The organism is Streptomyces sp. NPDC045956, assembly GCF_056430705.1.
The window spans coordinates 420,177-432,457 of the sequence record NZ_JBWKKZ010000005.1; the positions used below are offsets into that span (position 1 = coordinate 420,177).

The 12,281-nt window shown below is 73.4% G+C and carries 5 protein-coding genes; 3 read left to right on the forward strand and 2 right to left on the reverse strand.

Annotated elements, in window-relative coordinates; translation table 11 throughout:
• Window positions 1-77: 77 nt before the first annotated feature.
• Window positions 78-4,238: a SpoIIE family protein phosphatase gene (locus AC07FV_RS16505; protein WP_479087866.1), complete on the forward strand. Its 4,161-nt coding sequence runs from the start codon at window positions 78-80 to the stop codon at window positions 4,236-4,238.
• A complete protein-coding gene (locus AC07FV_RS16510; protein WP_384701952.1) occupies window positions 4,238-4,534 on the forward strand; it encodes an STAS domain-containing protein in 297 nt (98 codons plus the stop codon). Before AC07FV_RS16505 ends, AC07FV_RS16510 begins: the two co-directional genes overlap by 1 nt.
• A gap of 56 nt (window positions 4,535-4,590) precedes the next feature.
• Here the strand turns inward: AC07FV_RS16510 and AC07FV_RS16515 are convergent, their stop codons facing one another.
• Window positions 4,591-5,538: a DUF389 domain-containing protein gene (locus AC07FV_RS16515; protein ID WP_479087868.1), complete on the reverse strand. Its 948-nt coding sequence runs from the start codon at window positions 5,536-5,538 to the stop codon at window positions 4,591-4,593.
• 219 nt (window positions 5,539-5,757) lie between these two features.
• Between AC07FV_RS16515 and AC07FV_RS16520 the strand changes: the two genes are divergently transcribed.
• Window positions 5,758-6,255 (forward strand): cupin domain-containing protein, encoded by a 498-nt coding sequence (locus AC07FV_RS16520; protein WP_479087870.1) that lies wholly within the window; start codon window positions 5,758-5,760, stop codon window positions 6,253-6,255.
• 27 nt (window positions 6,256-6,282) lie between these two features.
• On the opposite strand, the gene AC07FV_RS16525 is transcribed toward AC07FV_RS16520, so the two are convergent.
• Window positions 6,283-12,267 (reverse strand): hypothetical protein, encoded by a 5,985-nt coding sequence (locus AC07FV_RS16525; protein WP_479087872.1) that lies wholly within the window; start codon window positions 12,265-12,267, stop codon window positions 6,283-6,285.
• Window positions 12,268-12,281 lie beyond the last annotated feature (14 nt).

The window sequence follows — 12,281 nt, forward strand, 5'->3', positions numbered from 1 at the left end:
AAGGAGTCAGGCGAGAGACGGCGCCCCGCGGGCCTGCCGTCTCGGCTGCCTGTCGGCGGCGTGAGGGAAGGGGCCCGGTGGAGCGTTCGCACGACGCTGCCTGTGAGACCGCGTCAGCGGTCGGAGCAGGCGTGTTCACTGCCGACCAGGAGATCGGCCAGGATCTGGCCCGCGTGGACTGGTCGGCGACCGCGCTGGGCGCGCCGGAGCAGTGGCCGCAGAGTCTGCGGACCGCGGTGAGCATCCTGCTGTCCTCCCGGTTCTCGATGTGGATGGCGTGGGGTCCGGACCTCACGTTCTTCTGCAACGCCGCCTACCGGCGCGACACCCTGGGCGCCAAGTACCCGTGGGCCCTGGGCCGGCCGGCCGGCGAGGTGTGGGCGGAGATCTGGGACGACATCGGCCCGCGCATCGACACCGTCATGAGCACGGGCGAGGCGACCTGGGACGAGGGCCTGCTGCTGTTCCTGGAACGGTCCGGGTACACGGAGGAGAGCTACCACACCTTCTCCTACAGTCCGCTGCGGGACGACCGGGGCGCCGTGGTCGGCATGCTCTGCGTGGTCAGCGAGGACACCGAACGGGTCATCGGCGAACGCAGGATGGCGACCCTGCGCGATCTCGGCTCCGACCCCAGCGTGGTCCGCACCGAGCAGGAGTGGCTCGCCTTCGCCAACCAGCAGCTGAACGGCAACCGACGGGATCTGCCGTTCACCCTGACCTACCTCCTGGCGGACGACGGTTCCGCACAGTTGGCGGACGCCACGGGACTGGCCGGGGGGCACCCCGCCGCGCCCGCGACGCTGCCGGCCGACGGCTCCGGTGTCTGGCCGGTCGCGGCGCCCACGCGCGGCGAGTCGGTGCTGATGTCGCTCGAAGACGCTCGGTTCGGTGGCCTGCCGGCCGGGGACTGGCCGCGCTCGCCCTCGCAGGCGCTGGTGCTGCCGCTGCTCCAGCAGGGCGGCTCCCCTTACGGGTTCCTGGTGGCCGGGCTGAACCGCTACCGGTCGCTGGACGACGCCTACCGCGGGTTCGTCGAGCTGGTCGCGGGTCATCTCGCGGCGGGCATCGCCAGCGCCCGCAGTTACGAGGCCCAGCAGCGGCGGGCCGAGGAACTCGCGGAGCTGGACCGGGCCAAGACGGCCTTCTTCTCCAACATCAGCCACGAGTTCCGCACGCCGCTGACCCTGATCATGGGACCGGTGGAGGAACTCCGCTCGCAGCTGGCCGGAGCCGACGCCCAGGTGAGGGAGGAGCTGGACGTCGTCCACCGCAACGGTCTGCGCCTGGGCAAACTGGTCAACTCCCTGCTCGACTTCTCCCGCATCGAGGCCGGCCGGATGCAGGCCCGCTTCGAACCGGTCGACCTGTCCCTGGTCACCGCCGACCTGGCCAGCGTGTTCCGCTCCGCCGTCGACAAGGCCGGTCTGGACTTCCACATCGACTGCGCCAGGCTCCCCGAGCCGGTGTACGCCGACCGTGGCATGTGGGAGAAGGTGATCCTGAACCTGCTGAGCAACGCGCTGAAGTTCACCTTCGACGGCTCGATCCGCGTGGGGGTGCGCGCCGAGGACACGCACGCCGTCGTGACCGTCGCCGACACCGGCATCGGCGTGCCCGCGGCGGAGATGCCGCGCCTGTTCGAGCGGTTCCACCGGATCGAGAACGCCCGTTCCCGTTCCAACGAGGGCAGCGGTATCGGGCTGGCCCTGGTCAAGGAGCTGGTGGGGCTGCACGGCGGCACGATCACCGCCGACAGCACCGAGGGAGGGGGAACCTGCTTCACGGTCCGTCTGCCGTTCGGGTCGGCCCATCTGCCCTCCGACGCTCTCGTGCCCTCCCGGGACGGCCGGGGCTCGTCGACCGCCGACCCCTATGTGCAGGAGGCGCTGCGCTGGCTGCCGGACGAGGTGGCCTCCGACGCCCGCACCACGGTGACCGCGGCCGACCCTTCGGGGTACGCGACCGCCCCCGCCGTCTCCGCGCGGGTGCTCGTCGCCGACGACAACGCCGACATGCGGGAGTACCTCACGCGGCTCCTGGACGGTGCCGGGTACGAGGTGGACACCGTCGACGACGGTCTGGCGGCCCTGGAGGCCGTCCGGGCCGACGCCCCCGATCTGGTCATCAGCGATGTGATGATGCCCGGTCTGGACGGCCTCGGTCTGGTGGCCGCTCTGCGCACCGACCCGCGGACCGTGTCGGTGCCCGTGGTGCTGCTGTCCGCGAGGGCCGGGCAGGAGGCTTCCATCGAGGGTCTTCAGGCCGGTGCCGACGACTATCTCGTCAAGCCGTTCGCCGCGGCCGAGCTTCTGGCCCGGGTGCGGGCCAACGTCGAGCTGGCACGGCTGCGCAACCATCAGGCGCGCTGGCGCAAGGCCTTGGTGGACTCCCTCCAGGAGGCGTTCTTCGTCTGCGACGAGGAGGGCGCCGTCATCGAGATCAACACGGCCTTCACCGACATCCTGGGCTTCGATCCCGAGGGCCTGCCCTACCGGCCGGTGCACCCCTGGTGGCCGGACGCCGAGCGCGACCCCGAGGCGTACCGCGAGGTGGGCGAGGCCTTCGCGCAGGTGCTGAACGATCCCAAGGGGTCGTACACCATTCCCGTCATGCACCGTGACGGTCACCGGCTGTGGGTGACCGCCACCTTCAACCGGGCGCAGGATCCGGACACCGGACGCCAGGTGACCGTGGGTACCTTCCGCGACGTCACCGCCGAGCACTACAGGGTGCAGCGCGAGAGCGCGCAGGCCGCCCTGAGCATGCGGCTGACGCAGGCGACCAGCCTGCCGGAGGCCCTCGCGGGCTCGCTCGCGGTGCTGAAGGACCTGTGGCGCGCCGAGTGCGTGCTGGCCGCGGTCGGGACCACCGGGCAGGAGGTGTCGGTGACGGCTACCGATGCCGACCTGCGCTGGCAGGACCTGTCCGCCGAGCGCCGGGAGCAGTTGTCGGGCTGGCTCGACGGGCCGCTGCTGACGCCTGTCGACGACACCGACGGGGCGGGCATCACCGTGAGCCATCCGGAGGGCTCGATGGTGCTGTGGATCGACCTCGGCGAGCACCGGCCGTTCGTCGGTGAGGAGGACCGGCTGCTGCTGTCCGTCCTCGCCGGCCAGCTCGCCCAGGGGCTGGCCCGCGCCTACCAGATCGACCAGCAGCGTGAGACGGCGATCGCCCTGCAACGCTCCATCCTCGGTCCGTCCGACCTCCCCGAGGGCTTCGCCGTCCGCTACGAGCCCGCCACCCGTCCGCTGGAGGTCGGCGGTGACTGGTACGACACCGTCCGGCTCCAGGACGGCCGCATCGGGATCGTCGTCGGGGACTGCGTCGGGCGCGGTCTGGAAGCGGCCACCGTCATGGGTCAGTTGCGCAGCGCCTGCCGCGCCCTGCTGCTGCAGGACTCCAGCCCGGCACAGACCCTGATGGCACTGGACCACTTCGCCGCCGGAGTTCCGGGCGCGATGTGCACCACGGTGTTCTGCGGGGTCCTCGATCCGGACACCGGCAGCCTCACCTACTCGAGCGCCGGCCATCCGCCGGGGATACTCACCCACCCCGACGGCTCCATCGTCCTGCTCGACGAGGGCCGCTCCCTGCCGCTCGCGGTCCGCCCGGGCAGGGAACGCCCCGAAGGCACCTGTACCGTGCCCGCCCGCGCCACGCTGCTGCTGTACACCGACGGTCTCGTGGAGCGTCGTCGGCGCCCGTTGACGGCGGGCATAGACCAGGCCGGCGAAGCCGTCCAGGCAGGACGCGACGTGGCGGTCGACGATCTCGCCACACACGTCATGTCGCAACTGGCGCCTTCCGGCGGCTACGACGACGACGTGGCGTTGCTGCTTTACCGCCACCCGGCCCCCCTGGAGGTGGCCTTCCCGGCCGAGTCCTCGCAGCTGGCGCCGGTCCGCAAGGCGCTGCGCAGTTGGCTCGACCAGTGTGAACTCCCCCCGCACATGGTGCAGAACGTCCTGGTGGCGGCCGGGGAGGCGTGTGCCAACGCCATCGAGCACGGCCACCGGGACGCTCCCGGCGACACGGTGCGCCTGCGCGCCGAGGCACTGGTCGACGACCTGCGCCTGACGGTGGCCGACACCGGCCGCTGGAAGGCGCCGCAGCCCGTGGCGAACAGTCACCGCGGCCGGGGCGTGGCCCTGATGCGGGCGCTGATGCACCAGGTCACCATCACCTCCGGCACCGCCGGCACCACCGTCGACATGCACACGAGGATTGCCTGATGAGCACGCTTCTGACCCTGACTCCGAGTCGACGGCCCGATGGTGTCCATCAGTTGACAGCCGTCGGTGAGATCGACATGAGCAACACCGACGCGCTCGCCAGAGCGATCGAGACGACGCAGGGCCCTCTCGTCCTCGACCTGACCGAGGTCGAGTACCTCGACAGCGCGGGACTGAGCGTCCTCTTCCGCCACATCGACCGCCTCCAGCTCATCGCCACCCCGCTGCTCGCACCGGTGCTGGAGGTCTCCGGGCTGTCGGAGCTGACCACCGTGCGCGGCCCGGGCGACGCCTGACGGTCCGTCGGGGCGCCCCGGGCCGCGTACGGCCGGCCCGGGGCGGGCACCGGGGGTCAGGAGTTCTCCGGTTTCCTGAAGCGGCTGCGCCGGGTCGCCCACAGGGCCTTCTGGGTGACCAGGGTCAGGGTGCCCGCCACGACGATGCCGAAGAGGTTCAGCAGCAGCTGTTCGCTGGAGCCCACCATCTGGTCGGTGTCACCGAAGCTCAGGGCGACGGCCGCGTTGGCGGCGGCCGGGACCGTGGTGACGGAGATCGCCACGCCCACCAGGGCGCCGGACTTCGCCGAGGTCAGCGACAGCGTGCCGGCGATCCCGGCGAGGATCGCCACCACGAAGGAGAAGGCGTCGGGGGCGTAGACGAAGCCGGTGTTGGGCCGCTCGCCCTCCAGCATGCCCTCGGTGAACAGGCCGAACCCGGCCATGATCCAGCTGAAGCCCACCGTGACCGCCATCGCCACCGCGAAGCCCACCAGCAGGGCGATCAGTGAGCGCAGTGCCAGGCGCGGGGCACGCTGCACGACGGCGGTGCAGATGCCGGCCAGCGGACCGAACTCCGGGCCGACCGCCATCGCTCCCACGATGAGGATCGCGTTGTCGAGCACCACGCCGCAGGCCGCGATCACCGTGGCAATGGTGATGAAGACGACATAGGTGATGGAGAGGGTCGACTCCTCGTGCGTCGCCTCCTCCAGTTGTTCCCACAGCACCGCGTCGGCGGGCTCGCCCGGGGCGTCCTTCTCCGCCTTGTCGGCGCGTTCGGACAACGACAGGTCGATGTTCTCCGCGGTGATGGCGCCGCAGCGGTCGATGCCCAGCGCTCTGAGCCCGCCGACGACTTCGTCGCCGGCCTCCCGGGCCACGTCGCACATGACGACGTCGCCCTCGGGATCGCGGGCGACGCCGGGCAGCACGACCAGGTGGGTGGTGCCCACCGTCCGCTCGATGAGATGGACCACCTCGTCGGTGCGGTCGGCGGGGGTGATCACGCGCAAGTGCAGCATCCGGTATTTCTACCGGATGCCGCGACCGCCGTCACAGCGCCCGGGGTCCGTACCGCGACCGCCCGTGGCCGTCCCGGCCGATCCGTGCCCGTCTCCGGACGGCCTGCGAATTGGCCCAGGGATCGGGCCGTCGATTGCACCACTCACCTGGTCAACTCAGCGTTCAGAATGGTGAGTACGAGGGCACCGAGGGGGCCCGCCGACAGGGGAGAACACCAGATGAGCGACATGCGGACCGACTTCGCGCCGGTTGTGACCCGAGCCGGCGAGGCGGAGACGACGAGCGACCCCAGCAGCACGATGACGCTGCTGGCCGACTCCGAGGCGACGGGTGGCCTGTTGACGAGTTACCGCTCGACCTTCGCCGAGGGCGCGGTGGGCGCACCGGCGCACTTCCACACCCGGGCCGCGGAGATGTTCTACGTCATCGACGGCTCCCTGCGCGTCCTGACGGGCGAGACGGTGACCGTGCTCGGCGCCGGCGACTTCCTGCTCGTGCCGCCGCACACCCCGCACGCCTTCGCCGCGGCCCCGGGGTGCACGGCCGATGTGCTGTTCACCTTCACTCCGGGGATGGCGCGCTTCGACTACCTGCGGCTGCTGGGCCGGGTCATGCGCGGCGAGGCGGGGTTCGAGGAGATCAAGGCGTCCTCGGAGCGTTTCGACAACCACTACGTCGACAGTCCGGTGTGGAACGCCGCGTCGGCCACGGGCTGATGCCCGTGCGCGGTGCCCCGGGTGCCGTCACGGCCAGGGGTCGGTGGGACGCACCGTGTCGAAGGCGAGTCCGCTGGAGCTCTCCCCCGTCCCGGGGCTCTTCTCCCTGCGGACCCAGCTGTGCCACGAGCCGTCGCACCAGCGAGCCAGCACCGGGCGGCGGACGACGTGCACCCCGTCGCGCGGCACCTCCTCCTCGTGCACCCACAGATCGGGGGTGAGGAGCCGGCCCTCGGGGGCAGCGTCGCGGCCGGGGCCGGTGAGCGAGGTCAGCCGGAAGTGGATCCGGGCGGGGGCGTCCGCCTCCGGAACGAGCGGGAACCAGTGGTCGGGAACGATGCTCTGCACCGCGTACGCGGGCAGTTCTCCGGCCACCGTCGGTTCGGGCGGCCGGGCGCGCGCCCAGCGGTCCCGGCGGTCGACCTGTTCGCCCCGCTCGTCGGTGAAGTGGTGCTGCACGGCCCACGCCAGGTTGGCCAGTTCGTCGCGGGCCAGCATCACACGTTCCAGCGGCTGCCCCGACTGACCGCGTTCGGTGGGCAGCATCATGAGGCCCGAGGTTGCGGGGTGGTCCGGATCCGGGCCGCTCAGCTGGAACATGGACCATCTCGGGTCGTCCCGGCCGGCGCGCCGCACCAGGTGGTGGCGTCCGAAGACGTCGCGTACCAGCAGCTGGTCCAGCACGGTCAGGGAGGCGGTGGGGACCTCCAGCGGGACCAGGAACCAGTCGTTGCCGAAGACCGTGGCGAACGAGATCAGCAGCAGCCGTCCGGTGTCGAGCGTGGACACGTCCGTCGCCCCCAGGTCGACGCGGGCGTCCTCCATCTCCCAGAACCGGTCGGCGGGCAGCCCGCCGTAGCGCACCGTCGCGGGGAGGCTCTCCTCGGTGAACGGGAGGCGCTCCCCCGGCGGCGCCCCCACCGCGTCGGGGTCCGGGTGCACGTCCAGGGAGTACCAGTCGAGGCCGTCGCCGTGGTACTCCGCGGCGCGCAGCACCGTCCCGCCGACGGACAGTTCGGCGGCGTACTCGAAGCGGTGGGGGTCGAAGCAGTCCGGGCCGTGCTCGGTCTGCCGGCCGGCCCACCAGCCGCGCCAGGCGGCGAGCACCTCGCCGAGCCGCGGGTCCGGTCCGACCGCGAAGGTCCCCTTGTCGAGTGCCTCCGCCACCGACGCCGCGTCGGGGACCCGTCCGGCGAGCAGGCCGACCAGGCTCGCGTCCGGTTCCCCGGTCCGCAGCAGGTGGGGGGCGAGTGCGTCGAGAGCGGTGGCCGGCAGGGCGGCGTCGTGGCACATCCTCAGCAGTGCGGCGCCTCCTTCGGCGCACAGCCGCCGGTCGTCCGGGGACGGCGGCTCGTCCTCGATAGCGGTGTCCAGCGGGCCCAGGCGTGGGTCGTAGCGCACCCAGTCGGCGGCTCCGGCGGGCCGCCAGGCGTCGAGGGGAGCGCTGGCGCCGGTCATCCGTACCACCGCCGGGGAGCCCGCGTCCTGGGCGGCGAACTCCCCGAACTGCCACTGCCGGGTGAGGAGCCACAGCGGGTCGTGCACCCGGGCCGCCAGACCCGACTCGACGTCGGCGGTGCGGTGCGTGGTCTCCAGCCGGAACGGCCCCTGCGGGTCGGTGTTGGGCCGCTCGGTCTCGATCCGGGACAGTGCGGTGCCGGTCGCACCCTGCTGGGAGATGCTGATCGCCGGGAGCAGGTCGTCGAGTCGTTGCAGGTCGTCGCGGTCGACGGCGCGCAGCCGGGCCAGGTCGAGGGTCTCGCGCAGCACCTGGACCAAGGCGTCGGCGGTCCAGCCGCGGCCGAGGTCCGGGGGGACCGCGAGGAGCATGCTGTGCGGGGCCTTGGCGTCCGGGCGGTCGTAGTGGAAGGCGACTCCGGTGAGTTCGGTCTGCGGGGCCGGCGGGGACGTCTGCGCGGGCTGTTCGGAGCCGGGCAGCAGCTCGATCCACTCGTCGAGGACGAGTCCGGTGACCGTCGCGTCGGGCGCGAGGTCGGCCGGTGCGTGCCAGACCAGGTGGGTCGTCGCGGGCGGGCGTTGCTCGGCCGGGAAGGTGCCGCCGATCCAGGCGTCGCCGGGCAGGGTGGGATGCTGGGCCGCGCGCAGTCGTTCGGCTCGTCCGGCCCGCGCGCCGGCCAGCAGCAGGGTCTCGTGCAGGGCGCGTACCGCGGGGCGGACGGCCGCGTTGCGCATGAGCCAGTCCTCGATACCGGCTCCGGGCAGCTCGGCGCGGCCCGACGGCGGCGGTGTCGGCCCGCTCAGGGCGGGAAGCAGCGGCACGTCCGCCCCGAGCACGTCGGCCAAGGCCGTCCTGGCGCGCGACAGCCAGGCGTCGCTCGTGTCCGGCGTGAGCTGCCGCGCCGCCAGGGCGCGCAGTTCGGTGGTGGCGGGGTGGCCGACCGCCCGCGGGCTGTCGGCGAAGGCGGCCAGTCGCGTCTGGACGGCGGTCGGGTCGGCCGACCGCCCGGCCGGTTCCTCGGGCAGCAGGGCGGGCAGCAGTGGCTGGGCGGTGGACAGCAGCGTCCTGATGCGGGTCGCCGTGCCGTGCAGCGCGCTCCAGCCGGGTCCGGAGAAGGCGACCGGCGTGTCCGCCGCCACGCCCTTGGCGTCGCGCACCGCTCGGTGCAGTCCGATCGGTTCGACGGCCGCCGCGTCCAGTACCGTGCTCAGCGCACCCAGCCCCAGGCCGTCGGCGGCGAGTTCGAACTCCTGCCCGTCACCCAGCAGGCCACCGAGCGCCCAGCCCGCCGCCGGACCGAGCAGGTGGGCGACCCAGCTCTCCAGCTCGGGGTGCAGGTCGGCCACCGGATCGCTCGGCCAACCGGTCGCCCCGGGGGGTCCGGCGGGCAGGAGCACGGCCGTGCGGTGTGTCAGTGCGCGTGCCCGGTGCGGGGTCCGCAGCACCCGGAAGGTGTCGGGTACGTCCTCGCCGCGGCCGAGGGTGTCCGCGGTCAGGCCCGCGCGGATCGGGTTGCCGCCGACGAGTTGGTGGACGCTCTCGGCCAGCACCAGGTCGCCGACCGCGTCGAGCGCGTCCGCGAGGTCCTCCAGCAGCGGTGTCACCGCCGCCCGGTCCGGGTCCGCCCGGACCACCGGTTCCCCGTCGATGACGCTGGACCGGTCGCCGGCGGTCGCCCCGGCCCGGGCCAGGGCCATGCCGTCGACGACGTTGCGCGCGGAGATCGCCTCGGCGCTGCGCGCCCACAGGTCGGCGTCGGCTTCCGGCACCGGGGTCTCGGTCACCACGGGGAGGGGGAACTGCCGTCGGAACCGCTCGACGAGGTGGTCCAGTCCGGCGTCGTGCAGGGCCCGTTCGAAGCGGTAACCGAGCAGCGGTCCCAGGGTCTGGCCCTGGCGCACGCCGCCCAGCAGCCAGCGGGCGACCCGGGCGCGGCGGGAGGTGAGGTCGACGGCGTAGCTCTGCTCGTCGGGGTTGCCCAGGAAGCCGGAGCGCAGGACGGCCGCCGTGGCCGCGTGCTGGAGCGAGGGAGCGTGGATGTAGCCGTCCTCGGCCGACACCTCGACGGAGGTGTCGGTTCCGTCCAGGACGATGTCCTGCTGCTCCCGCGCGTGCGGCGGGCCGAGATTCTCCACCCAGCCGTACGCCCCGAGCCGGGTGCCGACGACGCCCCCCGCCCTCAGCTCGCCGAGCCGGCCCGACGCCAGGGAGGTGATCCAGGCGTCCAGGCGGTGCGCGTGGACGTCCACGACCTCCATGAGCAGCTCCGGCAGACGGGTCACGGGCACGGCCGCGAGGGCCCGCAGCGCCTCCTCGAACCGGGGCAGCGCGGTCGCGGCCTGCCGGGCGGCCTCGACGCGGGCCGCGCGGTCCTGGTCGCTCAGTCCTTCCAGCACGTCGGCCACCAGTTGGTCCACGTCGCCGGTCACGGCCAGCGCCCGGCGCAGCGGATCGTCCGTGCTCTCGCCGAGGTCGCCGTGGAAGGCCGACCAGTTGGGCAGGAAGAGCAGGGCGTCGAGGAGTCCTGTGGCGTCCGGTTCGGTGGCCGGCTCGTCCGGCCCGGTGGCCGGCGTGCCCTCTCCCGGTGGTTCCGCGCCGTCCGGTGGCTGTTCCCCGGCCGGTGGTCCGCCCTCGGCTGCCGGCTCCTCCGGCGGGGCGGGGAGGTCGAAGAAGGTGCCGCGCCGGGGTGGTGTCTCCCGGCCCGTGGACAGCTCCACGGGCCACGCGAGGTCGTACGCCGGCGCGTCCAGCTCGCCCGCCAGGAAGGCCCGTACGGCGCCGAGGTAGTCCGCGGTCGCCGTGGCCCGGGCCGGGAAGGCCTCCGGGTCGGGGGTGATCCGGTCGACGAACGCCGGGACGCCGGTCTCCTCGTCCAGGCCCCAGCCCAGGAAGGTCGTCCCGTCGCCGCTCGTGGTCCAGCGCACCGCCGCGTCGGGCGGTATCCCGGGCAGGCCCGTGCGGGCCGGGGGCGCGTCGCGCTCGGTGCTGGACACGGCGAACTCGGGCCCGTTCATCCGGCGCATGGCCAGACCGGTCGCCACCGGCAGTCGCCGCAACGCCTCCACCGCGACCCCGTCCACCGGCTCGCCCGGCCGGATCCTGGGAACGGGGTCGACGGCGCTCTCGTCGTTCAGCGCGCTGCGCCAGCACTCCCGCAGCCTCAGCAGCCAGGGTGCGAGCAGCGCGCCCGCGTCGTCGACGCGTTCGGCGCGCCAGTCGTCCAGCGCGGTGACGGGCAGGACTCCGTACGGCTGGCGGCCGACCCGGAGCACGGGGAGGGGCCCACGGCTGCGGACCTGCCGGGCGAGGTGTTCGCGGACCGTGCGCCAGGGTCCTTCGGGAGCGAAGGCGGCCCCCTCCTTGGTGCCGAGGTCGAGTGTGGTCAGCGCCGCCTCGGCGAAGCCCTTGCCGAGGGTGGGCCAGGTGAGCAGGGTGAGGGCCGCCACGGTCGCCGGATCGGTGTCGGCCGCGCCGGGACAGGAGCGGAGGAAGCCGGCGTCGGGGAGGCCGAGGGCCTCGGCCAGCGCGTCCGCGACGGGCCGCTCCCCCGCCTCCGGGTCGGGGTCGGGGCCCGGGAAGGCGGGAGCCGAGGACCAGCCGGAGCGACTGCGGGGCGTGTTGTTGGTGGCGGTGCCCGAGGGCAGCAGACCGAGTCCGCCGCCGAAGCGGTGTCCGTGCAGCAGGTCGCGCAGGAGGGCCGCGCCGTCCGCCGGGGTGTCCTCACGCACACCGACGACGAGCAGTTGGTCGAGGTGTTCCGTGCTCTCGGGCGGGAAGACCAGCTCGATGCCCATTCCGGCCTTGAGGGCTTCGAACCAGTCGGTCTCCCAGCCCTCCTCCTCGCCGCGCAACAGGCCGATGGGCAGCGGGTCCGGGATCGGGCGGCCGGGTCTGTCCACCACCACCTGGCCGTCGCGCAGTCCGAGGAAGCGCCACCGCTTCGGCATCCGCACTCCGTGACCGGGGCGCTCGGCCGGATCGTCGGGGCGCGTCCCGGGCGGCGGGGCGCCCGGGCGGCAGGCGTGGACCGTCCAGGACGCCCGGGCGGGACGCAGCTCGGTCAGTACCTGCTGCCAGGCTTCCGGGCCCGGGTTCTGCCAGTAGGCGGTTCCCGCCCGGGCCTCGGCGGGGGTCAGGGCGGGCTCGAACCAGGAGAGCTGGAGGTCGTCCGGGTAGACCCGCACCCGCAGGGTCCGCGGCTCCCACCAGATGGTCTCCAGCCGCACCGGAAGCAGAGCGATCGGTGCGGTGTTGTCGTCGGGGAACAGGGGCTCCCCCTCGCCGAGGGCCACTGTCAGCTCCTCCTGGGCCGCGGCGGCCAGGTCGTTCAGTTGCCGGGCCCTGCCCTGCAGCTCCGGCAGTGCGGCCTCGGCCTGGGCGAGGAGCACGGCGGACGGCACGGTGTCGGGGAAGTTGGGGTCGGCGAGGCCCGCCGCGACGTGGGCCCGCAGGCGCAGCACCACGGCCGACTGCTCGTCGGCGAGCGCCTGGGCGGTATCCGCTTCGGTGCGTGCCCGGTCCGCCTGTGCGCGGGCTGCGAACGCGTCGGTCATGTCGGTTCCTGTCC

Coding starts and splice junctions, on each gene's coding strand:
- AC07FV_RS16520 (WP_479087870.1), top strand. CDS start 5,758: ATGAGCGACATGCGGACCGACTTCGCGCCGGTTGTGACCCGAGCCGGC.
- AC07FV_RS16510 (WP_384701952.1), top strand. CDS start 4,238: ATGAGCACGCTTCTGACCCTGACTCCGAGTCGACGGCCCGATGGTGTC.
- AC07FV_RS16525 (WP_479087872.1), bottom strand. CDS start 12,267: ATGACCGACGCGTTCGCAGCCCGCGCACAGGCGGACCGGGCACGCACC.
- AC07FV_RS16515 (WP_479087868.1), bottom strand. CDS start 5,538: ATGCTGCACTTGCGCGTGATCACCCCCGCCGACCGCACCGACGAGGTG.